The 23,520-nt window shown below is 66.8% G+C and carries 20 protein-coding genes and 1 tRNA gene; 13 read left to right on the top strand and 8 right to left on the bottom strand.

The window, feature by feature from the left end:
• Nucleotides 1–29 precede the first annotated feature (29 nt).
• Nucleotides 30–1,676, top strand: coding sequence for an acetolactate synthase (locus tag HF886_RS10760; RefSeq protein ID WP_169652288.1), 1,647 nt, complete (start codon nt 30–32; stop codon nt 1,674–1,676).
• A 111-nt stretch (nt 1,677–1,787) separates the two neighbouring features.
• Here the strand turns inward: HF886_RS10760 and HF886_RS10765 are convergent, their stop codons facing one another.
• Together HF886_RS10765 and HF886_RS10770 are read right to left on the bottom strand one after the other, a co-directional pair.
• Complete coding sequence (locus tag HF886_RS10765) at nt 1,788–3,905, bottom strand: catalase (protein WP_169652289.1); 2,118 nt, start codon at nt 3,903–3,905, stop codon at nt 1,788–1,790.
• Between the two features lie 81 nt (nt 3,906–3,986).
• The gene (locus HF886_RS10770; protein WP_169652290.1) at nt 3,987–4,715 is read right to left on the bottom strand and encodes a Clp protease N-terminal domain-containing protein; all 729 of its coding nucleotides are present in this window, start codon (nt 4,713–4,715) and stop codon (nt 3,987–3,989) included.
• 105 nt (nt 4,716–4,820) lie between these two features.
• Here HF886_RS10770 and HF886_RS10775 point away from each other — a divergent pair, with 105 nt between their 5' ends.
• Nucleotides 4,821–5,693 (top strand): TIGR03620 family F420-dependent LLM class oxidoreductase, encoded by an 873-nt coding sequence (locus tag HF886_RS10775; protein ID WP_206038685.1) that lies wholly within the window; start codon nt 4,821–4,823, stop codon nt 5,691–5,693.
• 18 nt (nt 5,694–5,711) lie between these two features.
• Here the strand turns inward: HF886_RS10775 and HF886_RS10780 are convergent, their stop codons facing one another.
• Both HF886_RS10780 and HF886_RS10785 read right to left on the bottom strand, forming a co-directional pair.
• Nucleotides 5,712–6,386, bottom strand: coding sequence for a phosphatase PAP2 family protein (locus tag HF886_RS10780; RefSeq protein ID WP_240955037.1), 675 nt, complete (start codon nt 6,384–6,386; stop codon nt 5,712–5,714).
• Between the two features lie 75 nt (nt 6,387–6,461).
• Nucleotides 6,462–8,039: an MFS transporter gene (locus HF886_RS10785; RefSeq protein WP_346765349.1), complete on the bottom strand. Its 1,578-nt coding sequence runs from the start codon at nt 8,037–8,039 to the stop codon at nt 6,462–6,464.
• A 211-nt stretch (nt 8,040–8,250) separates the two neighbouring features.
• On the opposite strand from HF886_RS10785, the gene HF886_RS10790 reads away from it, so the two are divergent.
• From HF886_RS10790 to HF886_RS10805, 4 genes are all read left to right on the top strand, one after another.
• Nucleotides 8,251–8,523 carry a GlsB/YeaQ/YmgE family stress response membrane protein gene (locus HF886_RS10790; protein ID WP_169620865.1) on the top strand — a complete coding sequence of 91 codons (273 nt, stop codon included), beginning with the start codon at nt 8,251–8,253 and terminating at the stop codon, nt 8,521–8,523.
• 162 nt (nt 8,524–8,685) lie between these two features.
• Complete coding sequence (locus HF886_RS10795) at nt 8,686–9,111, top strand: hypothetical protein (protein WP_169652291.1); 426 nt, start codon at nt 8,686–8,688, stop codon at nt 9,109–9,111.
• A gap of 168 nt (nt 9,112–9,279) precedes the next feature.
• Complete coding sequence (locus tag HF886_RS10800) at nt 9,280–9,921, top strand: LysE family translocator (RefSeq protein WP_169652358.1); 642 nt, start codon at nt 9,280–9,282, stop codon at nt 9,919–9,921.
• Nucleotides 9,922–10,131: 210 nt separating this feature from the next.
• Nucleotides 10,132–10,761: a DUF2510 domain-containing protein gene (locus HF886_RS10805; protein ID WP_169620867.1), complete on the top strand. Its 630-nt coding sequence runs from the start codon at nt 10,132–10,134 to the stop codon at nt 10,759–10,761.
• 234 nt (nt 10,762–10,995) lie between these two features.
• On the opposite strand, the gene HF886_RS10810 is transcribed toward HF886_RS10805, so the two are convergent.
• Both HF886_RS10810 and HF886_RS10815 read right to left on the bottom strand, forming a co-directional pair.
• Nucleotides 10,996–11,520 (bottom strand): VOC family protein, encoded by a 525-nt coding sequence (locus HF886_RS10810; protein WP_169652292.1) that lies wholly within the window; start codon nt 11,518–11,520, stop codon nt 10,996–10,998.
• A 300-nt stretch (nt 11,521–11,820) separates the two neighbouring features.
• Nucleotides 11,821–11,906 (bottom strand) — tRNA-Leu (locus HF886_RS10815).
• Nucleotides 11,907–12,108: 202 nt separating this feature from the next.
• Here HF886_RS10815 and HF886_RS10820 point away from each other — a divergent pair.
• The 7 genes from HF886_RS10820 (at nt 12,109) to pknB (ending at nt 21,965) form a co-directional block, all read left to right on the top strand.
• Entirely contained in the window at nt 12,109–13,467 is a 1,359-nt protein-coding gene (locus HF886_RS10820) for a DUF3662 and FHA domain-containing protein (protein ID WP_169652293.1), read from the top strand.
• 155 nt (nt 13,468–13,622) lie between these two features.
• Nucleotides 13,623–14,084: an FHA domain-containing protein gene (locus HF886_RS10825; protein ID WP_169620870.1), complete on the top strand. Its 462-nt coding sequence runs from the start codon at nt 13,623–13,625 to the stop codon at nt 14,082–14,084.
• Nucleotides 14,081–15,574 carry a protein phosphatase 2C domain-containing protein gene (locus HF886_RS10830; RefSeq protein ID WP_169652294.1) on the top strand — a complete coding sequence of 498 codons (1,494 nt, stop codon included), beginning with the start codon at nt 14,081–14,083 and terminating at the stop codon, nt 15,572–15,574. The genes HF886_RS10825 and HF886_RS10830 overlap by 4 nt, the downstream gene beginning before the upstream one ends.
• Nucleotides 15,574–17,019, top strand: coding sequence for an FtsW/RodA/SpoVE family cell cycle protein (locus HF886_RS10835; RefSeq protein ID WP_169652295.1), 1,446 nt, complete (start codon nt 15,574–15,576; stop codon nt 17,017–17,019). Before HF886_RS10830 ends, HF886_RS10835 begins: the two co-directional genes overlap by 1 nt.
• Entirely contained in the window at nt 17,016–18,497 is a 1,482-nt protein-coding gene (locus HF886_RS10840) for a penicillin-binding protein 2 (RefSeq protein WP_169652296.1), read from the top strand. Before HF886_RS10835 ends, HF886_RS10840 begins: the two co-directional genes overlap by 4 nt.
• A 1-nt stretch (nt 18,498) precedes the next feature.
• Entirely contained in the window at nt 18,499–20,055 is a 1,557-nt protein-coding gene (locus tag HF886_RS10845; protein WP_169652297.1) for a serine/threonine-protein kinase, read from the top strand.
• Complete coding sequence (gene pknB / locus HF886_RS10850) at nt 20,052–21,965, top strand: Stk1 family PASTA domain-containing Ser/Thr kinase (protein ID WP_169620875.1); 1,914 nt, start codon at nt 20,052–20,054, stop codon at nt 21,963–21,965. Before HF886_RS10845 ends, pknB begins: the two co-directional genes overlap by 4 nt.
• Nucleotides 21,966–22,031: 66 nt before the next feature.
• Here pknB and HF886_RS10855 read toward each other — a convergent pair whose 3' ends face one another.
• Both HF886_RS10855 and HF886_RS10860 read right to left on the bottom strand, forming a co-directional pair.
• A complete protein-coding gene (locus HF886_RS10855) occupies nt 22,032–22,694 on the bottom strand; it encodes an aminodeoxychorismate/anthranilate synthase component II (RefSeq protein WP_169620876.1) in 663 nt (220 codons plus the stop codon).
• A 20-nt stretch (nt 22,695–22,714) separates the two neighbouring features.
• Nucleotides 22,715–23,440 (bottom strand): DUF881 domain-containing protein, encoded by a 726-nt coding sequence (locus tag HF886_RS10860; protein ID WP_169620877.1) that lies wholly within the window; start codon nt 23,438–23,440, stop codon nt 22,715–22,717.
• Nucleotides 23,441–23,520 lie beyond the last annotated feature (80 nt).

The following is a 23,520-nucleotide window of genomic DNA, read 5'->3' on the forward strand; positions in this document are numbered from 1 at the left end:
CCCTCCGCCGCGTCGTAGCGTTCGGGCGCATGAGCCCCGAATTGGAAGGGCACGGTGGCGATCACGCCGCCGCTGTGGCCCGCGCACACGGTGTGGAGACGATGTTCACCCTCTCCGGCGCCCACGTCTTCCCCCTGTACGACGCCGCGGTGAAAGGCGAGTCGAGGATGCGTCTCGTCGACGTGCGACACGAGCAGACGGCGGTGTTCGCGGCGGAGGCGACCGGCAAGCTCGAGCGGCATCCGGGCCTTGCGGTACTCACCGCCGGGCCGGGCGTCACGAACGGGATCAGCGCCGTCACGCAGGCCCACTTCGCGGGCTCGCCACTGGTCGTACTGGGCGGCCGCGCCCCCAATGCGCGCTGGGGCACGGGCAGTCTCCAGGAACTGGATCAGCCCCCGTTGTTCCGGTCGGTCACCAAGTTGTCGGAGACGGCCCGCACCGTCGGTGAGGTCGGCCCGACGGTGGATGCGGCGTTCACCGCGGCCGAATCCCCGCATCGCGGACCGGCTTTCGTTGATGTCCCGATGGACGAGCTGTACGGACGAGTGACGGCGCCGCGGCCGCAGGCGCATGTGCGTTCCCGCCTCGAGCCGGATTTGGAGGACCTGGCCGAGATCGCCCGGCTGCTGACCAGCGCGGAACGGCCCCTGCTCGTCCTGGGCACCGATGTGTGGGCGGACGGCGCCGAGAACGCGGCCCTCTGGTTCGTCGACGAACTGGGCATACCGGTGATCACCAACGGCATGGGACGCGGCATCGTCCCCGGCGGTCATCCGCTGCTCGTCAGCAAAGCACGGAGCGCGGCGGTCGGCACGTGCGATCTCGTGCTGGTCGTGGGCACCCCGCTGGATTTCCGGCTCGGGTACGGACGGTTCGGAGGCCGCGACGGCGGGCCGGCCGCCCAGGTCGTGCACATTGCGGACTCCCCCGGCCAGATCTCGGCACATGCCGAACTCGCGGCCTCCGCGGCCGGGGATCTCACGGCGTGCTTCGACGGCATTCTCTCGGCCTTGCCCGCAAGGCCGGATATTCGGGCGTGGGCGGACCGGTTGCGCGCTCTCACGCTTGAGGCGGCCGCTCGCGATACCGCGCTGCTGTCCGCCGACTCGGACCCCATCCATCCGGCCCGCATCTACGGTGAGCTTCTCCCGCGCCTGGCCGACGACGCCGTCGTCATCGGGGACGGCGGTGACTTCGTGTCCTTCGCGGGAAAGTTCGTCGAGCCGCGAAAGCCGGGCCTGTGGCTCGACCCCGGACCGTACGGATGCCTCGGTGCCGGTCTGGGGGCGGCGATCGCGGCGCGGATAGCGCGGCCGTCGAGCCAGGTCGTGTTGCTGCTCGGCGACGGAGCCGCCGGGATGTCGCTGATGGACGTCGACACCCTCGTGCGGCACCGGCTGCCGGTGGTGATCGTGGTGGGGAACAACTCGGCGTGGGGGCTCGAGAAGGGGCCGATGCAGATGTTGTACGGGTATGACGTCGCGGCAGACCTCACCCCCGGCACCCGCTACGACCAGGTAGCGGTCGCGTTGGGTGCCGGGGGTGAGATGGTCGCCGATCCCCGGGCGATCGGCCCGGCCCTCGACAGGGCTTTCTCGTCGGGGATCCCCTATGTGGTGAACGTTCTCACCGACACGGAGGCGGCCTATCCTCGCGCGACCACGGGCATCTGAGAGGCCCGTAAACAACAACTGGCCGCAGCGATGAACATCAGCTGCGGCCAGAGGTAACGAAAGAATAACGCGGCGCTTTCGAAACCGTAAGTCGCGCTCAGGTGAACTCTGTCACATTGCGGTTCGTTCCCAGACTCGGTGGGTACCGAGCAGCTCCAACACCGCACCGACAGCGTCTTCCGGACCGGTCGCAGAGACCACGCCCGGTGCCGCGACGCCCTCGAACAACGCCTGGCCGTCACCCCACGCGGCGACTGCCTTCTGGTGCCGGAGAGTCTCGTCGACGAGGACCCGAGCCCGTGGATCGGATGCGGGGGTGGCGAAGAGAACCGCGTCGAACTCGACGGACCGTGCGGTGAGGAACGTCCGGGAGATCGGGACCACACCGCCGAGCTTTCCGCCGTGCGGTGCGATGACCAGCGGGACACAATCCGCGCCGTCGATCGCCGTCACAGCAGCCTGCACCTGATCGAGGTCGCTGGTGTCGTCCGCGACGATACCGATGATGCGGCCCTGAACCGGCCACGTCTTACCCACCTGTGACAGGGCCGGGCTCGGGGCAGGATCGACGAGTTCGATCGTGGGTGCGGGAGCCTCGAGACCGAGCCCTGCTGCCACTGTCGCGCACAGATCGGCGTCGATGTTGGCGAGGATCTGGAGCTGGCGCTCCTTGATCGTCTGCTCGTAGCACTTGCCGAGTTCGAAGGTGTACGCGTACGCGACGTGTTCCTTCTCGATCTCCGACAGGCTCTTGTAGAACTGGCGGACCTGCGAGTAGTGGTCGTCGAAACTCCGCGACAAGGCGCGTTCCTTCTGTGCCGCCTGCAACTCGACCGGGAAGTCGATGAAGGCGCCTTCGTCGGCACCTGCCGCGAACGGGCACCCGGCATCGAGGGAATTCGGCTTGTACGGCGCGACGCCCTTGTGTACCGCGTGCTGGTGGAACCCGTCGCGCAGCATGTCGTTGACGGGGGCGTGCGGGCGGTTGATCGGAATCTGACCGAAGTTCGGCCCGCCGAGCCGGGTGATCTGCGTGTCGAGGTAGGAGAACAGGCGCCCCTGCAACAGCGGGTCGTCGGTGACGTCGATACCGGGCACGAGGTGGCCGGGATGGAACGCGACCTGCTCGGTCTCCGCGAAGAAGTTGGTGGGGTTGGCGTTGAGCACCATGGTGCCGATGATCTGCACCGGAGCGAACTCTTCCGGCACGATCTTCGTCGGGTCGAGCAGATCGATGCCCTCGAAGGTCTGTTCCGGATTGTCGGGGAACACCTGGACCCCGAGATCCCATTCCGGGTATACCCCGGCCTCGATGGCGTCGGCGAGGTCGCGGCGGTGGTAATCGGGGTCGAAGCCGTTGATCATCTGGGCTTCTTCCCACACCAGCGAATGCACGCCCAGACGTGGCTTCCAGTGGAACTTGACGAGAGAAGTCTCGCCCGCGTCGTTGATGAGCCGGAAGGTGTGGACGCCGAAGCCCTCCATCATCCGGTACGAGCGCGGAATACCGCGGTCGGACATGTTCCACATCGTGTGCGCGGTGGCCTCGGTGTGGAGCGAGACGAAGTCCCAGAACGTATCGTGCGCGCTCTGTGCCTGCGGAATCTCCCTGTCGGGGTGCGGCTTTCCGGCGTGGATGACATCCGGGAACTTGATGGCGTCCTGGATGAAGAACACGGGAATGTTGTTACCGACCAGGTCGAAAGTGCCCTCGTCGGTGTAGAACTTGGTCGCGAATCCACGCGTGTCGCGAACGGCGTCCGCCGAACCTCTCGAACCGAGGACGGTCGAGAACCGCACGAAGACAGGAGTTTCCGCGCCCTTCTTCAGGAAGCCGGCCTTGGTGACGGTGGTCGCTGCACCGTTGGCGCGGAACACTCCATGGGCGGCGGCGCCGCGTGCATGGACTACCCGCTCGGGAATGCGTTCGTGGTCGAAATGGGTGATCTTTTCGCGGAAGTGATGGTCCTGCAGAAGAACAGGTCCACGTGCCCCTGCCTTGAGGGAATGATCGGTATCGGTGAGACGCGCGCCCTGCGCGGTAGTGAGGAACGCGCCGCTCTGGGCGCGGGCACCGTCGATGTCGACCTTGTTGCCCGTTGCGGTCACGCCCGCCGGCTGCTGCTGGTCGGGCTTCGCCTCGGGAGTGTCAACCGGTGTCGTGGGTTCTGTGAGCTGTGGCTCGATGGACGCGGGTGCGCCCGAAACCTTAGGGGGTTGCCCTGCCATATCGAAAACTCCGATCGGTAAGTGCGCCTTGGACTCTTCGAGTACCCGAACAACCCCGTGACAAACCGATTCGGCGCGGTCTCAATCCTGGGGGGTCCCCTGGGTCTCACCGAGCATCTTCTGTATCTCCGCTTCCGTGCGTGTCTTGCCTAGTCCGGCCGCCGACAGCACGCCGGAACCGTTCTCCACTTCGAGCACGGCGAGAAGGATGTGCTCGCTCCCCACGTAGTTGTGCCCGAGGCGCAGAGCCTCCCGGAACGTCAGCTCGAGTATCTTCCGGACCTGTGCGTCGTACGGGATCAGTTCGGGCAGCGGCTCACTCGACGGGGCAGGCAGGGCGCTTGCGATCGAAGAGCGCAGCGCCTCGAGATCGGCCCCCTGGGCAACGAGCGCCTGCGCAGCGAACGAGTCTGTGTCGGTGAGGAGACCGAGAGCGAGGTGCGCCGGGGCGATCTCGGGGTTGCCCGCGGCCCGGGCTGCGTTCATCGACGCCATGACGACGTTCTTGGCACGGGGCGTGAATCGGGAGAACCCCTGCTCGGGATCCAGGTCGTTCTCTCGCTTCGGAACGAATCGCTTCTGGGCGGCCTGTTTGGAAACGCCCATGCTGGCGCCGATCTCGGACCATGACGCACCCGAACGTCGCGCCTGGTCGACGAAGTGGCCGATGAGGTGATCCGCGATGTCGCCCAGGTGATCTGCGGCGATCACGGCGTCGGAGAGTTGGTCGAGGACGTCGGGATGGACTTGCTTGATTCCTTCGATGAGGTCGTCGAGCCGAATGGGATGGGTCGGTCGTAGGAGTTCCATGCGTCAACGCTAGGTTGACGATCCGGGCTCGTCAACCCCTGGTTGACGGCCGTTCCGGCTCAGGTACCGGGCTCAGGCGCCGCCGTCCCGGTTATCGTCGAGTGCATGACGCGACGAGTGAGTGTGTGGGGCGGCGGGTTCTGGCTCAGCGGAAAGACCGGGGAGGCTGCGCTCGACGCGGCCCGTGAACTCGACGATCTGGGCTACGCGCGACTGTGGACGTCGGGTGGATTCGGCGAGGGCGTTCCGCCGGTGTACGGCGAAGTCCTGAATGCGACGACGCGCCTCGGCGTCGCGAGCGGCATCGTCAGCATCTGGCATGCGGAACCGGCCGACGTCGCCGCGACCGTCGCGCGCTTCGAGGAGGAACACCCGGGCCGGTTTCTGCTCGGCGTGGGCACCAGCCACGCACCCGTCGTCGACGCGAAGGCTGCGCACACCTACACCAAGCCGTACAGCCACATGGTCGAGTACCTCGACGCGCTCGACGCCGCCCAGCCGCCGGTTCCCGCCGAGCGCCGTGTCCTCGCGGCCCTCGGCCCGCGCATGCTCGCCCTGTCTGCGGCACGAGCGGCCGGCGCTCATCCGTACTTCGTTCCTGCCGAACACACCGCACAGGCACGCGAAATCCTCGGAGCCGGTCCGTTGCTCGCCCCGGAGGTCGCCGTCGTGCTCGAGAGCGACGAGGACACCGCTCGTGGCATCGCGCGCGAATACATGCGCGGCTACCTGTCACTGCCGAACTATTCGAACAACCTGCTGCGTCTGGGGTACACCGAGGACGACGTGGCCGGGGGAGGCAGCCACCGGCTGATGGACGCGCTGATTCCGTGGGGCGATCTCGACCGCGTCGTCGCCGGCATCGACAAGCATTACCGCGCGGGCGCCGACGAAGTGGCCATCCAGGTGCTGACCGCCGATCCCAACGCGTTCCCGGCCGCCGACTACCGCGAACTGGCAGCGGCACTCATCAGCTGAACGCCGTCCCGCGGAGCGTCAGTCCGTGCGCTCGAATCGGTCCGGGAGCCGGAGGTAGAGACGGTCGACGAGGGGCAGCAGCGCAACGGTGATGCCCGTGACGACGAGCACGCCCAGGGCGAAACCCGAGAGCACGTCGTGCACGTAGTGCACGCCGCCGGCGACCCGGGAGAATCCCAGCAGCACCGCCACGGGCGCAACGAACCAGATGATGCGCGGGACGGCCAGAACGCAGGCGGTCGCCAGCGACGCGGCGATCACCGAGTGGTTCGACGGCCACGACCAGTCGCCCACTTCGGGGCACTCCAGGACGGTCGTCACGTCGAATGCCCGGCACGGCCGGGGTTCGGTGATGACGAGTTTGACGAGCTCACTTGTCAGGTACGCCACCACGGCTCCTGCGCCACCGGCCACCATGATCCGGAGCGCGCGGCGGTCGCGCAGCCAGGACCGCACCGCCAGCACGGCAAACGTCGCAACCAGTACCAGCGGCCCCTTCTCCGCAATCACACCCGCCAACGCCGCCAGCGGCGACGCCTCGATGGCGCGGGCGATTGCGGTGTACAGCTCCTCGTGCACAGGGACAGCCGCCAGTGCGAGGAAAGCCAGGACTACGGCGGTGAGCATCGCACGCCGGAGCGTCGCCCGGGACAAGCGCGTACGAACGGCGGGTGAAGCCTCGACGAAACTCATGGCACGACGCTATCGCGGCGCCGCACCGAGTCGTAGACCGGCAGGTAGCCGCGATGCACGCGGCCCGGCCGATCGCTACTCGGCCGTTTCCAGGGAGTCCTCCTCCGCGTAGTGCGCGAGAAGTTCTTTTTCGCCGTCGCGCTTCGGGTACACGAAGAACACCAGCAGAGCTCCGAGGACCACGATCACGATCGCTGCGGCGTACGCACGATCGTCACCGTCGAGAAAGGCGGTGCGGGCCGCGGACATGATCTGCTCCGCATATTGCGGGTTGCTCTCCGCGACGTGCACAGCACCCGCAAACGACTTCTCGAGGGCTGCCTGCGTTTGCTCGCTGACGGACTGAGCGTCCGGTGCGCTTGCGATCGTCGCCGCCCACGAAGCCGTGTAGCCGGCAGTCAGGAGTCCACCGAGAGTCGACTGCATGATGGCGCCACCGAGATCCCGCTGCAGATCCGAGGTACCCGATGCCATTCCGGCCCGTGAGACCGGAACCGAACTCGTGAGCGAGTGGGAGGCGGGTGTCCCTGCGAGGCCGATGCCGGCACCGATCAACATGAATACGAGGGCGATCGACCAGTAGCGGGCGTTCTCGTCCCACAGCACCAGCGCCAGGACCAACGCGAGCGCAATCGGCACGTATCCCGACAACAACGTGAACCGGGAACCGTACGCCTCCACGAGTTTCGCGGACTGCGGCGCCACCAGCACCATCACCGCTGCGGCCGGCAAGGCAGCCGATCCCGCCGCCAGTGTCGAATACCCGAGAACGTTCTGTAGATACTGCTGGCTGACGTACATCGATCCCATCAGCGATCCGAACACGATGATGCCCGCCACCGCCGCGACCCAGAAGATTCGGCGACGCGCGACCCGCAGGTCGAACAGCGGGTTCGGCGCCCGAAGCTGGCGGATGACGAACACGGCCCCGGCTGCCAGTGCGATCACGCCCGCGGAGACGGCGGTGGTCTGCATACCGCTCACCGGCGCGAAGGTGATGCCGAGAACGAGCGACCCCACCATTACGACAGACACGACCCCGCCGAGGTGGTCGACCGGAGCGGTGGACTCGTTGACGTGCCTCGGAACGAACACGATTGTCAGGAGGAGGGCAGCCACCGCCAGCGGAATCGTCACCAGGAAGACCGATCCCCAGTAGAACCACTCGAGCAGTGCTCCTGCCACGAGCGGGCCGAGCGACGTGAGACCACCGCCGATGGCGGACCACAATGCGATCGCCCGGGTCCGCGCCGCACCCGACCACAACGCGGTGATCAATGCCAGCGTTGTCGGGAAGGCCAGTCCCGCGGATATGCCACCGAGCACCCGCGCCAGAAACAACACCTCGGTGGTCGGCGCCAGACCGGCGAGTAGCGAGATCGGCACCGACAACGTCATGCCCAGCACCAGCATCGTTTTTCGGCCGTAGCGGTCGCCGACCGCACCGAGATAGAGCACCGACCCCGCCAAACCCAGCGAGTATCCGACCGCGATGAGGTTCAGGTCGGTCTGGCTGCTGTCGAATGCTTTCCCGATATCGGGCAGGGCCACATTGGCGACGGCGAGATTGAGATTCGCGACCGCCGCGACGAGGATGAGCGTTCCCAGCACCAGTGGCGCGCGGGCGGGCTTATCCGTCGTGGATGGGAGCACGAGAAACAGTGTGCGTCCTGCGACTCCGCGGGCACGCGTTGTTCGGCGAAGTGGTCCGTCCACGCCGAACCTGCGCCCGGAAAGTCACCGGGAACGAACAATTTTGTGCACCAACGGTTTGATCCTGACAAAACGGGTATAACCACCTCGGCAAAGAAGCAGTATGGGCTAGTCAATCTCTCTACCGAAGTCTCAAGGAAGGACCCGCGCGATGCTCGGACTCGGAATCCTCGGCTGGATCATCATCGGTGGTTTGGCCGGTTGGATCGGCAGTAAGTTCATGGGCACTGACGCCCAGCAGGGCATTCTCCTCAACGTTGTTGTCGGTGTGATCGGCGGCCTGATCGGCGGCTTCCTCCTGAAGCTGTTCGGTGTCGATGTCGAAGGCGGTGGGCTGATCTTCAGCTTCCTGACCTGCCTCCTCGGCGCTGTGATCCTGCTGTTCCTCGTCAAGGCTGTCACCGGCCGTGGTGTTCGCCGCTAAAGACTGAGGTAGCTCTTCCTGGGCCCGCCGACGACGCCGGCCCTCGAAGACTCTTCAACTCACCGACAAGGAAATGCCGGGCCCACACGGCCCGGCATTTTCGTTGTCTCCGCCACAGCCCGCTTCGTTTCGGGGCCTGCCGGCTCGGGTATTTCATGCCGTATGAGTATCGAAGATGGGCCCGGCGACACCCTCAGCCCGAGCGAGGGTCTCGACGCGGACGAAGTACGCAATGACGACGGCGACGAAGTTGTCGATCCGCCCGAAGGATGGAGCGAAGCCGACAAATTCGGCACCACACAGCGCGAAGAGCAGGAAGGCGAATCGCTCGACCAGCGGCTTGCCGAAGAAGAACCCGACATCGAGCCCGAAACACCGCCGGAAGTGCCGGTCGCGGTGATGCCGGACGACGAACTCACCGAAGACCTCGTGGACGAGGTCATCGATGAAGATGCGGATGAGGACGACGGCACCGTCAAACATGCGGAAGTAGTCGACGGGGTCATAGTCGAGGATTCCCGCGTGGACCGCGGCCAGATCGACGGTAGCCCCGAAGACGGCGAGTCGATCTTCCCCATCGTCGAGTAACAAAGGCGCAGATGCTCCGCGTCCCCGGCGGGCGCGGGGCATAGCCCTGCAGCCTCGCGGGGCCTTACGTGCAGGACCGTGACCGAGCGGTCGGACACCGAGCGGTCGGACTCAGCCGGACGATTCCGCTTATTCTGCGTCGACAGCCTTCTCGAGGGGAATCGGATGATCGTCGATGCGGCCGCAGCAGGGGGTATCGCCCTCATCGAGCTCGGCATGGTGCTCACCCCCGGGCCGAACATGGTCTACCTGACGTCCCGCGCGATCGGGCAGGGCCGACGCGCCGGCCTGGTGTCGTTGGCGGGCACGGGGGTGGGATTCCTCTGCTATCTGCTGATGGCAGTTGCCGGTCTGTCTGTCGTGTTCGGCGCGGTCCCTGCGGCGTTCACCGTGCTGAAACTGGCCGGCGCTGCGTATCTCGCATACCTGGCCTGGGGAATGATCCGCCCCGGCGGACGCGGCCTGTTCTCCCCTCGCGAACTGGATCCGGTAAGCGATCGCCGGCTCTTCGGGATGGGCCTTCTGACCAACCTGCTCAACCCGAAGATCGCAGTGATGTACGCCGCGCTGCTCCCCCAGTTCGTGTCTCCGGAATCGGGCCCGGTGTGGCTGCAACTCCTCCAACTCGGCGCGGTCCAGATCGTGATCGCAGTCGCTGTCAACGGGATGATCGTGCTCGGAGCGGCGAAGATCGCGGGTTTCCTGTTCGCCCGGCCGCGCGTGATGCTCGCCCAGCGATGGGCTGCCGGGACACTTTTGGCGGGTTTCGCAGTGAAGACTGCGCTCGGCAAAGGACCTGCGCCCGCCTGAGACTGCGCCGCCGCAGCCGGTAACGGGGGAGAACCGTCGATACTCACGAATTCGAACCCATCGCAGCCTCGCTCACATACTATCGGTTTGAATACGACGATATATCAATCCTACGGTTTGTTTTCGTTTCCGCGGAGTAGGCCTGCGGATACGTGCCTCGGCTCACTACCTTGAAGAAACCGGATCCACATCGGCCGGAAGGAAACGCTGATGTCCGATAATCCGAATCCAGGCAACACCGGATCACCCGGCCCCGGCTATTACCGCGACCCATCGGGAGTGATGCGCTGGTGGGACGGAGCCCGGTGGACCGATAGCGTCCAGAACAGCGGTCCGTCCCCGTCTGCGCCCCAGCCACCACCCTCTCGGCCGCCGGAGAAGTCGCACACGCTGCGCAATGTCCTGCTCGCGCTGATCGCGGTGTTCGTGCTGGCAATCGGCGGGTGCGTCGCTCTCCTGGCGTTTGCGGGAAACGAGGTCAACGAGGCGATCGAGTCAGCAGAGGTGGACGACGCTGCTCCGGGCGGCCCCGACAACCCGCTGACGATTGCCGAGGGGCAACCGTTCGAGGTCTCCGGATTTCAATATGCGCCCGGATGGTCCGTTACCCAGGACACGCTCGGTAACGCACAGGTGGAGGGTCTTCGAGTCACGAACGCGCGGGACGAGACGGACAGCGCGATCGTAGAAATCAAGTTCATGAACGGAAGCGAAGTGGTGGCGCTGGTCAACTGCACGACGGAACAGATTCAGGTGGGGCAAACCACGTCCCTGAACTGCTTTGGTGCCGACGACTTTCCGGCGACGTACGACCGGATCACCATCAACGACGCCTTCTGATCGGGTTCCTGCGGTCGGCGAGCTCAGGACACACCTCGTCGGCATCGACCAGCCACTGGATGGTGTGTGCCTCGAGGACCGACTCGGGATGTGCGCGAGGGAGATCCACCTGTGGCGAGCGGAAGACCGGCTACGCCGAACTCGGCGATGAACGGATCGCCTGGATGCCAGACGATCCCGTGCCGATCACGGACCCTGCGATGAACTCACGCTAAGGCGGGGTGACCCGCGTGGTCAGCGCACAGGAGCGCTGCTGCGTCCGTGCTTTCGTCCGCTCAACTCGGCATCGAGCGTCGCTTGCGCCGCGCGCATCTGCTCGGCGTACACCGGGTCTTGCATTCGCTGCCACATCACGTTCTCGGGTACGTCCTCGATGTGGCACGTCACCCACCAGATGTTTCCGAACGGATCCTTGATGCGTCCCCCTCGCTGACCGAACGCGCTGTCGCTCAGCTCTGTGACCACCTCGGCCCCGGCGGCGACCGACTTGGCGAACGTCTCGTCCGCATCCGGAACGAACACACGCAGCAGACTCGGCATGGTCGGCCACTCCGGGCGGCGGTCGAAGGCCAGGACCACTGTGTCACCGACCCGGATCTCTCCGTGCCCGATCGACCCGTCCTCGGTCTCGACCCGGGCGAGTTCCTCGCCGTCGAAGGCCCGCGCGACGAAGTCCAGGAAAGCGCGGGTGTCGTCGGTGACCACCCAAGGGGCGACGCTCGTGTAGCCGGCCGGGGCGGAGTTGCGCTGTTCGGACATGGGCGGTTCCCCCTCGACGCTGTTTCCCTGCGGTCGTGGGCAACGCTATGTACGAAAGAGGTCGGATTCGGTCCTCGATGCTGCGGTTTCGGAATCTGCGATCCGAAAGACTGCGCGAGGACGAGGAACGTCAGGACATCGCAGCGTGGGTCGGCAGTCGTCGAGAGACCGGGGTCACCGGGGGCGCAGCCCGCGAGATGCCGATACACGCACTCCGCGGCCCTTTCCGAACGAAAAACGAGGCCCCGATCTCTTTCGAGTTCGTGACCTCGTTCGTGTGCAGTTCGTTGGAACTGCTCCTGGTGGGCGAAGGGGGACTTGAACCCCCACGTCCCGAAGGACACTGGCACCTGAAGCCAGCGCGTCTGCCATTCCGCCACTCGCCCGAGCAACGCAGAAAACAGTAACACAGCTACTAATCAAACAACGATTCGCCTGGTCAGGGCGAAAACGGAGCCTCACGGGACCCCTGCGCAGTACCGATCGGAACACGCGCGGGGTGCCGCCCGGTCCAAACGTGGAAAAAGTGGATACCATGCAGTTGCACGATCTGCATCACGACACGCGGAGACCTGAAAGGGGGTCGCAATGGGCATCGCCCAACGATTCGAACGCAAGCTTCAGTCCGCTATCGGCGACGCTTTCGCCCGCGTGTTCGGCGGCGGCGTGGTTCCTCAGGAAGTCGAAGCTGCGCTGCAGCAAGAGGCGACCGACGGCGTCCAGCAGCTCGATCGAGGCCATACCCTGGCCCCGAACAAATACGTGATCACCATCAGCGAATCCGATCATGAGGCCCTCGCTGCCGACCGGGACTTGACTGTCAAGGCCTTCGCGCGTCACCTTGATGACTTCATCCGTGAACAGGGATGGCAGACGTACGGTGACATCCAGGTCGTCTTCGAGTCGTCGTCGGCACTGCACACAGGGCAGTTCCGGACTCGCGGCTCGGTTGATCCAGATGTGGGGCGCTCAGCGGCGCGCGCCCCGGCTCCGCGGAACCCGCAGATCCGCCCAACAGTGACACCCGAACCAGGAGTTGGCCCCATGACGCAGAACCCCGGCTACGAACCGAGCCGTGACCCCGCCGAGGCGGAACCGCAGTACGCACGCAACGGTCACGCGCACGTCGGCCAGGATCAGCGTTACGCACAGGGCTACAACAACGGCGCGGGCTACGCAGGTAGCCAGGCCTACAGCGACCCGCAGCAGGGCGGTTACGACAACCAGCCCCAGGGTGGCTACGGCGACCCCGCCCAGGGCGGATACGACCAGCAGGCCTACAGCGATCAGAACTACGATCCGCAGGGATACCAGCAAGGCTATTCCCAGCAAGGCGGCTACGACCAGCCTGCCGGTTACGACCAGCAGGGCGGTTACGACCAGCAGGCCTACGGCGCGCAGCCCCAGGCATACAGCCAGGACTACGGCCGCGACGGCGCTCAGCAGTACGGGCAGCCCGGCTACGACGATCGTTACCAGGCTCCGCAGCCGCAGGGCGGCGGATACGACCAGGGCTACGCCGACCAGGGTTACCAGGCTCAGCCGTACGGCCAGCAGGGCTACGCCGAGCCGGCATACGACCAGGGCTACGCGGCAGCAGAGCCGGCGTACGACCAGGGTTACGCGGGAGGTGGCTACCAGTCCCCCGCCGCCGGTCGTGTGCTGACGGCCACCCTGCAGCTCGAAGACGGCAGCGGCCGGTACTACCAGCTCCGTGAGGGCAGCAACATCATCGGTCGCGGGCAGGACGCACAGTTCCGTCTCCCCGACACGGGTGTCTCGCGTCGTCACATCGACATCCGCTGGGACGGGCAGGTCGCGATGCTTTCCGATCTCGGATCCACGAACGGCACCACCGTCAACGGCGCGTCCATCCAGGACTGGCAGCTGGCCGACGGCGATATCGTCCGGGCGGGCCACTCGGAAATCCTTGTGCGCATTCTCTGAGCTGCGGATATCCAGGGCCTACGGGGTCCGTCGACACCGTCCGACGCGTGTACTGCGCGTCGGACGCTGTATCGAGTCGGCCGTGTCCGTATTGTGAGTGACCGCAGCGCACCGGACGGCATATGCCGGTCGACCGAGCCGAAGGAGGATGAGCCGTGCAGGGGTTGATTCTGCAACTGACCCGGGCGGGTTTCCTCCTCCTGTTGTGGTTGTTCGTGTGGTCCGTGCTGCGCAGTCTGCGGTCGGACATCTATGCGGGGACTGCTCGACCGTTGCCTCGGTATTCGCCGAAGCAGTCGATGCTCCCGTCGCTGGGCCGCAACAAGACCGCCAAATATCTCGTGGTGACCCACGGTGCGCTCGCAGGCACCCGGATCACCCTGGGCACCCAGCCCGTCCTCATCGGCCGCGCCGACGACTCGACGCTGGTGCTGACCGACGACTACGCCTCGACCCGGCACGCCCGGTTGTCGCCGCGGGGATCCGACTGGTACGTCGAAGACCTCGGGTCGACCAACGGCACGTATCTGGATCGTGCGAAAGTCACCACCGCTGTCCGCGTCCCTCTCGGTACGCCTGTCCGAGTGGGTAAAACCGTGATCGAGCTCCGCCCGTGACCCTTGTATTGCGTTATGCCGCCCGCAGCGACCGCGGCCTCGTCCGATCGAACAACGAGGATTCCGTCTACGCCGGCGCACGTCTGCTCGCGCTTGCCGACGGTATGGGCGGGCATGCGGCCGGTGAGGTCGCCTCCCAGCTGATGATCGCCGCGCTCGCGCATCTCGACGACGACGAGCCCGGTGGTGACCTCCTCGGAAAGCTCGATTCCGCAGTCCGTGAAGGCAACGCCTCTATCGCCGATCAGGTGGACGAGGAACCCGAACTCGACGGGATGGGCACCACCCTCACGGCCATCCTGTTCGCCGGAAGCAAGCTCGGACTCGCGCACATCGGCGACTCCCGCGCTTATCTGCTGCGCGACGACCAGCTCACCCAGATCACCCGTGACGACACGTTCGTGCAGTCGCTGGTGGACGAGGGTCGTATCACTGCCGAGCAGGCCCACACCCATCCCCAGCGTTCGCTCATCATGCGCGCCCTGACCGGCGCCGAGGTCGAGCCGACGCTGACCGTCCGCGAAGCGCGGGCCGGCGACCGCTACCTGATCTGCTCGGACGGCCTGTCGGATGTCGTGAGCGACGAGACGATCGCCAACACGATGCGCGAGGGCACCCACGACGAGTGCGCCGACCGGCTCATCGAACTGGCGTTGCGCAGCGGTGGCCCCGACAACGTCACCGTGGTCGTCGCCGACGTGATCGACCTCGACTACGGGCAGAGCAAGCCGATTGTCGCCGGCGCCGCGTCGGGCGACAACGACGAGGACACTCCCCCTCCGAACACCGCTGCCGGACGCGCCGCCGCGATGCGCCCGCCGCGCGCCGCTCCGAAGCGTGTGATCGTCCAGGCGCCCGAGACGCCCCCGAAGAAGCGCAGCCGACTGTGGTGGCCCGTCGTCATCCTCGCGCTGGTCGCGCTCCTCGCCGTCGGCTTGGTCGTCGGCCGCCAACTCGTCCGCAACAACTACTACGTGGGCGACAACAGCGGAGCGGTGACCGTCCTGCGCGGCCTGCCCGGAAACGTCTTCGGGTATTCGCTGCAGGAAGCCGCCCTGGTCGGATGCCTCACCGACGACGGCACGCTGACCCTCACCGCACCCGGTGATGCGCAGTGCCGGGTCATGCTCGTCGACGATCTGTGGCCTGCCGCGCGTGAACAGGTTCGCGCGGGCTTGCCGTCGGGCTCGCTCGAGGACACGAGCGCTCAGATGGAACGTCTCGCCGAGATGGATCTGCTGCCCGTGTGCTCCGTCGAGGAAGCACCCCCGACCGAGCCCACTCCGGCACCGCCGGCGACTCCGGCACCCGGAACGGACGGCACTGCCGCACCCGGCGTTCCTCCCGCCGAAGCTTCTGCGCCGGCACCACCGGCACCCGGGGTCGACGGTCAGCCGCTCCCCGCGCCCGAGACGACCGCGCCCGAGGTACCGGCGGCACCTCCTGCGCCGCCCCAGATACCCGGCCAGAACTGCAGGGTGGGCGCCTGATGTCGGTGACCCATGGCGCGGGGGCCTTCCCAAGTCCCCCGGGTGGCTTCGCTCCGGCACCGGTTCAGTCGACAGGTCGTAATACCGAACTTCTCCTGATCCTGGGTGCCATCGGCATCACCACGGTGTCGCTGATACTCGTCGAGGCGAGCCTCGAGCAGACGATCACCCCGGATCTCCTGAAGTACGGCGTGACGTACGCGGCGCTGTTCCTCGTCGCGCATCTCGCCGTGCGCCGGTTCGCCAAGTACGCCGATCCGTTCCTGCTGCCGATCGTGGCGTTGCTCAACGGACTGGGCCTGGTGCTCATCCACCGGCTCGACCTCGCCGACCAGGAGAACGCCCGCTACATGGGGGTGGAAGCGCCGTCACCCGATGCCACCCAGCAGGTGCTGTGGACCGCGCTCGGAATCGTGCTGTTCATCGCGGTCCTCGTGTTCCTGCACGACTACCGTCTGCTCGCGCGGTACAGCTACACCCTCGGCCTGATCGGACTGGTCGCGCTCGCGATTCCGGCGCTGCTGCCGTCCCGGTTCTCCGAGGTCAACGGCGCGAAGATCTGGATCAAGCTGCCCGGATTCAGCATTCAGCCGGGTGAGTTCGCCAAGATCCTGCTGATCATCTTCTTCGCGTCGGTGCTCGTCGCGAAACGCGATCTGTTCACCACCGCCGGCAAGCATTTCCTCGGCATGGACTTCCCCCGGGCTCGTGATCTCGGCCCGATCCTCGCGGCCTGGGTTCTCTCCATCGGTGTGATGGTGTTCGAGAAGGACCTCGGTACGTCGCTGCTGCTGTTCACCACCGTTCTCGTGATGCTGTACATCGCGACCGAACGCGTCGGATGGCTGGTGATCGGCTTCTCGCTGCTCGCGGTCGGGTTCTATTTCGCGTACCAGATGTTCGGCCACGTCCGGGTGCGTGTCGAGACGTGGCTCGACCCGTTCGCCGATTACAACAACACCGGCTACCAGATCTCCCAGTCGCTGTTCGGTCTCGCGACCGGCGGTGTCGCGGGTACCGGTCTCGGAAGCGGACGGCCGATCCAGGTGCCGTTCGCGAAAACCGACTTCATCGTCGCCACCATCGGTGAGGAACTCGGGCTCATCGGGCTCGCCGCCATCCTGCTGCTGTTCCTGATTCTGGTCATCCGGGGCCTTCGCACCGCCCTGGCGATCCGTGACAGCTTCGGCAAGCTCCTCGCCGCCGGCCTGTCGTTCACCCTGGCGGTCCAGCTCTTCGTGGTGGTCGGAGGCGTGACGAAGTTGATCCCCCTGACGGGCCTGACCACACCGTTCGTGTCGTACGGCGGTTCGTCTCTGCTCGCCAACTATCTACTCCTGGCACTGCTGATGAAGATCTCCCATGCTGCCCGCGAGCCTGTGGTTCCGCGGAAGAAGGCCACGCCGATCGCGGACGCGCCGACGGAAATGTTGGGGCGCGAATGAACGGTCCGCTTCGTAAGGTTGCGATGGCGGTGATGTTCATGGTCGTCGCTCTTCTCGCCAACGCCACGTATGTGCAGGTCATCGAGGCCGATGACCTGCGCACCGATCCGCGCAACTCCCGCGTGCTGATCGACGAGTACTCCCGTCAGCGCGGTCAGATCGCCGCAGCCGGGCAGGCGCTTGCCGTCTCGATCCCGACCGACAGCCGCTACAAGTACCTGCGTGAATATCCGGCGCCGCCGAATCAGCCCATGAGCCCGCTCGCCTACGCGCCCGTCACCGGCTTCTACTCGATGCAGTACGGCAGCACCGGACTCGAGCGCTCCGAGGATGCGCTGCTCAACGGGTCCGACAACCTGCTGTTCGGCCAGCGACTGTTCGATCTGGTCTCCGGACGCAATCCCCGTGGCGGCAACGTCGTCACGACGATCGACCCCGTCATGCAGCAGGTCGCCTACGACGAACTGACGAGCAGGGGCTACACCGGTTCGGTCGTCGCGATCGAACCCAGCACGGGCCGGATCCTGACCATGGTGAGCACGCCCAGTTACAACCCCAACCGTCTCTCCGGACACGACGGGGCAGCGACGTCGGCGGCGTGGGACGAACTCAACGCCGATCCCGACAAGCCGATGCTCAACCGTGCGATCTCGCAGACCTATCCGCCGGGGTCGACCTTCAAGGTCGTCGTCACGGCCGCGGCCCTCGAGTCCGGCGTCACCCCGGACACCCAGCTCACCGCTGCCCCGAACATCACCCTGCCCGACACGGCGACCACCCTCGAGAACTACGGTGGTGCCGCGTGCGGTGGCGCACCTACGGTGACGCTGCGTGAGGCGTTCGCGCGGTCGTGCAATACCGCCTTCGTCGAAATGGGCATCGCCACCGGGCGGGAAGCCCTCGTCGACCAGGCCGAAGCGCTGGGAATCGACGAAAACATGGAAGTGCCACTGCCGGTCGCGCCCAGCACCATCGGGCCCATCCCGGACGGGGCCGCTCTGGGCCAGACGAGCATCGGGCAGCGCGACGTGGCGCTCACCCCGCTCGAGAACGCGTCGATCGCCGCGACCATCGCCAACGGTGGTGTCCGGATGGAGCCGTATCTCGTCGAGCGTCTGCAGGGCCCCGATCTCGCGGTGCTCGAGGAGACCACACCGGAGTCGCTCGGCCAGGCCATTGCGCCGGAGGTCGCCGCGACCCTCACCGACCTGATGGTGGGTGCCGAGGACTTCGCCGGAGGCCAGGGCATCCCCGGTGTGAAGATCGCGTCGAAGACCGGGACCGCGGAGCACGGCAGCGATCCTCGCAACACCCCGCCGCACACGTGGTACATCGCGTTTGCGCCGGCGCAGCAACCCACTATCGCCATCGCGGTGATCGTGGAGGACGGTGGCGACCGTGCACTCGCCGCGACCGGCGGCTCAGTGGCCGCGCCCATCGGACGAGCCGTGATCTCGGCCGGGTTACAGGGAGGCTGACATGGCTTTGAGCAACGGCGCCATGATCGCCGACAGATATCGACTCCAGCGCCTCATCGCGACCGGCGGCATGGGACAGGTGTGGGAGGGACTCGACACCCGGCTCGACCGGCGCGTCGCGGTCAAGGTGCTCAAGGCCGAACTCTCGGGCGACGAGGACTTCCTCGCGCGCTTCCGGTTCGAGGCGCGCACCACCGCACAGCTGAACCACCCGGGCATCGCCGGGGTGTTCGACTACGGCGAGACCACCGACACCGAAGGCCAGTCCATCGCCTACCTGGTGATGGAACTGGTCCACGGCGAACCGCTCAACGCGGTGCTTTCGCGGGTGGGTCGGCTTTCGCTTCCTCACGCCCTGGACATGCTCGAGCAGACCGGGCGTGCGCTGCAGGCCGCGCACAATGCCGGTGTCGTGCACCGCGACGTCAAGCCCGGGAACATCCTCATCACGCCCACGGGGCAGGTGAAGATCACGGACTTCGGCATCGCGAAGGCCGTCGACGCGTCTCCGGTCACCCGCACCGGCATGGTGATGGGAACCGCCCAGTACATCGCCCCGGAGCAGGCTCTCGGGCAGGAGGCGACCTCCGCGAGTGACGTGTACTCGCTGGGCATCGTCGGCTACGAGGTGCTGTCGGGTCGCCGCCCGTTCCTCGGCGACAGCGTGGTGACGGTCGCGATGAAGCACGTCCAGGAGACACCGGCTCCGCTGCCGAACGATCTCCCGGCCGAGGTGCGCGAACTCATCAGCATTGCGATCTCGAAGGACCCGCTCCAGCGCTATTCCAACGGCGGCGAGTTCGCGAACGCGGTGGCCGCGGTGCGCTCGGGCCGGGCTGCGCCTCCGCCCGGCAACGTGCCGCCGGTGACCAGCGCGAATCGCGTCCTGCCGCCCGGGGTTCCGGGCACCTCGGCGCCGACTGCCGCCACGCGCGCGCTCGATCCGAATCAGTACTACTCCCCGACCGCCTACACCCAGCCGCAGACCGGTGCGCTGCCCCCGACAGCGGGACAGCCGCCCGTCTCGGGACCGCCGACGACGGGTGGGCCGGCCGGCGACGGTGACGGCGGCAAACGCGGGCCGAGCCCGACTGCCTTGGCGTGGGCCGCGGGTGCGGCGATCCTGCTCGCCCTGGTGACGCTGGGGATCGTCTTGTTCGGCGGGGACGACGAGGGAACGCGAACACCCGGACCGTCGCCGACGACCCAGATCACGACGACCCGTCCCTCGACGACCACGACGACGCGGCCCCCTCGGACCACCACGATCACCGAGGAAACCGTGCCTGCCCCGGCCCCGGTCGAGACACCGACTTTCGACGCACCCACCACGACCGTCCCGCCGACCACCACGGTGCCGCCGACGACGGATGCTCCCACCACGACCGTCCCCACAACCACGAACGCGACAACCACACCCACCACGACCACGGTGACGGCGCCGGACGCCGGCGAGACCGACGGTGAGGCGGACGGAGACGCAGACGGCGGGGACCCAGATCCCGAAGCCAGCAACGGTACGAACAACGCACCGCCGGACACCCAAGGAACGTCATGACCACACCGCGCAAGCTCTCCTCTCGGTACGAGCTGGGTGAGATCCTCGGCTTCGGCGGCATGTCCGAGGTACACCTCGCGCGGGACACACGGCTCGGCCGGGACGTGGCGATCAAGGTTCTGCGTGCGGATCTCGCGCGCGATCCCACGTTCTATCTGCGTTTCCGTCGCGAAGCACAGAACGCCGCGGCGCTCAATCATCCCGCGATTGTCGCGGTCTACGACACCGGCGAGGCCGAGACCGATGCCGGGCCGCTGCCCTACATCGTCATGGAGTACGTCGAGGGCGACACCCTGCGCGACATCGTTCGCCGCGACGGCCCGATGGCACCCAAGCGCGCGATGGAGGTCATCGCCGACGTCTGCGCAGCGCTGGACTTCAGCCACCGCAACATGATCGTGCACCGGGACGTCAAGCCCGCGAACGTCATGATCAACAAGGCCGGGGCCGTGAAGGTCATGGACTTCGGCATCGCCCGTGCGTTGTCGGACGCCGCCAGCCCCATGACGCAGACCGCCGCCGTGATCGGTACGGCCCAGTACCTGTCGCCCGAGCAGGCGCGCGGCGAGCAGGTCGACGCGCGGTCGGACGTGTATTCCGTCGGCTGCGTGCTGTTCGAAATCCTCACCGGCGAACCGCCGTTCAAGGGCGACTCTCCCGTGGCGGTCGCATACCAGCACGTCCGGGAGGATCCGCCGCTGCCGTCGTCGGTGAATCCGTCGATTCCGCACGAGCTCGACTCGGTGATCCTGAAGGCGATGGCGAAGAATCCCGCCAACCGCTACCAGTCCGCAGCCGAGATGCGCAGCGACCTGATCCGGGTACTCAACGGTCAGCGACCCAGCGCTCCGATGGTGATGACCGACGAGGACCGCACCACCCTGCTCGACTCCGCGGATACGAATCCGGGACGGCACGCGCGAGTGGCGCCGGCCGCCCCGGCGGGTGCTGCGGGGAGCAGTGATTCCGGTGGAGGCGGCGGGTCGGTCACCAAGCGCGTGCTCCTCGGTCTCGTCGCGCTGGTGGTCGTGGGCATCGTGGGTGTGTTCCTGTGGTCGCTCGGTCCCGGTTCGACCGCCGCACAGGTGGCGGTCCCCGATGTCCGGAACCTGACCTCGGATGTGGCGGAGAACCAGCTGCAGGACGCCGGTTTCCGGGTGTCGATCCAGCAGAAGAACGATCCGGTGGTGGCACGTGGCAACGTCATCAACACCCGGCCCGTCTCGGGTACGCAGGTCGAAGAGGGATCGACCGTGACACTCGAGGTGTCGAGCGGGCCGGAGCAGGTGCAGATCCCCCGCCTCACCGGAATGTCGCAGCAGCGGGCCGCGCAGGAGCTCGCCGCCGTGGGTCTGCGTCTCGGCTCGGACGTGCAGCGAGCGCCGTCGGACGCCGACGATGTGGATCTCGTGGTCGGACAGAGCCCGGCCGCGGGCGCGAGCATCGAGCGTGACGGCGAAGTCACCATCACGCTGGGAAGCGGACCGGAACAGGTTCGGGTGCCCAACGTGGTCGGTCAGGCCACCGCCGTGGCCACCGGCAACATCGAAGGTGCCGGCTTCGAGGTCGTCGTCGAGCAGGTCGACTCGAGCGAGCCGGACGGCACTGTGGTGTCGACGAGCCCCGCGGGCGGCGCGTCCGCAGCACAAGGGTCGACGGTGACGATCAAGGTCTCCAACGGTGACCGCGTCGAGATGCCGGTGGTCACCAACCGCTCGGTGTCGGAGGCGCTGTCGGCGCTGCGGAGCGCCGGGTGGACCGGCTCCGCGTCGGATCTCGTGCAGACTCGTGAAGCCACGCTGTCCCCGGACCTGGTGGGCACCGTGATCACCCAGGCGCAACCTCCGGGCTCGGAGATTTCCAAGACCCAGACGATCACGATCGGTGTCGGAGTTCTCGGTATCCGCTGATCGCTCCCGCGTGACGACGAAGGTCCCGGACATCATGTCCGGGACCTTCGTCGTAGTGCGTGCGGGTCAGGCAGCGCCACCGTCGAGCGCGCGTGCCATTTCGGCCTCCAGCTGCGCGACGAGAGTCTCCTCCGGCGCCTCGCCGCACATCCCGAGCCAGTTCGCGAGCATCCGGTGACCACCTTGGGTGAGCACGGACTCGGGGTGGAACTGCACGCCGTGGATCGGCAACTCGGAGTGGCGCAACGCCATGATGACGCCGCTCTCGGTGTGACCGGTCGCCTCGAGCTCGGCGGGCATGGTTTCGGGAAGGACGGTCAGCGAGTGGTAGCGCGTGGCGGTGAAGGGACTGGGCAGGCCCGCGAGAACACCGGTGTCGTTGTGCCGCACGACGCTGGTCTTGCCGTGCAGCAGTTCAGGGGCCCGGTCGACCGTCGCGCCGAAGGCGACCCCGATCGACTGGTGTCCCAGACATACGCCGAGCAGCGGAGTGCTCGTGTCGGCGCACGCCTTGACGAGGTCGATGCTCACGCCCGCACGCTCGGGGGTGCCCGGTCCCGGGCTCAGCAGCACACCGTCGAAGTCCTGGGCGACACGGGCCAGGGCGCCGGGCGCGGTGAGCCGGTCGTCGTCGTTGCGCCACACGTCGGCCGTCGTGCCGAGCTGCCCGAGATACTGGACCAGATTGAAGACGAAGCTGTCGTAGTTGTCGACGACCAGGATGCGCATGCCACGAGAGTACCCACAGGTCAGCGGGCGGGCGCGCCCCCGGTATAGGCGGGAACGGACTTGTCGTCACCCGCGGTCTGCGTGTAGCCCAGCCCGTAGCGGGTCGCGTACTGCTTGTACAGCCGGATACCCGGTTCGGCCCCGAGGGCAGCCTCGAGACGCGAGCGGTCGCCGAGGGCGGTGATGACGTAGGGCGGGGAATACGTGCGGCCGTGGAGCAGCAGAGTGTTGCCGATACAGCGCGGCGCCGACGTCGCGACGATCCGCTGGTCCTGCATCGAGATGGCCTCGGCGCCGCCGGCCCACATCGCATTGAGCACGCTCTGGACGTCCTGCTGGTGCACCACGAGGTCGTCCGGCGACGCACCGGACGGATACTTACCGTCGGCGTCGCGCGACGCATCGGTGAGGGTCACCGTGATCCCCGGTCCGCGCAGAGCCGTCTGCCCCGCCGGATCCGCGACGGCGGAAAGTTCGTCGAGCACGGACGCGACGTCGCCGTCGGTCGCGGCGACGCGGGCCTGCACCTGCGCGACCTGCTGGGCGAGGTCGTCACGGGTGGTCGCGAGGTCGTCGGTTCCGGATTGTGCGGCCCGGACCAGATCGGACAGGCGCGGCGAGTCACCGACGCGGAGTTCGTTGCCGTCGGAGACGCCGCGGGTGGTACCGATCAACAGACCACCCACGAGGCACACGGCCAGGGTCGCGGAACCCCAGGCCACTCGACGCGGCCGCCACTCGGACACCTCACCCCTCCGTTCCGGCCTTACGTTAGCGTGAACAGGACAGCGTTAGCGTATACAGCACAGGTAGCTGCCCAACTTAC

The sequence above is a fragment of the Rhodococcus sp. 105337 genome, assembly GCF_012844225.1.
GTDB lineage: Bacteria > Actinomycetota > Actinomycetes > Mycobacteriales > Mycobacteriaceae > Rhodococcus.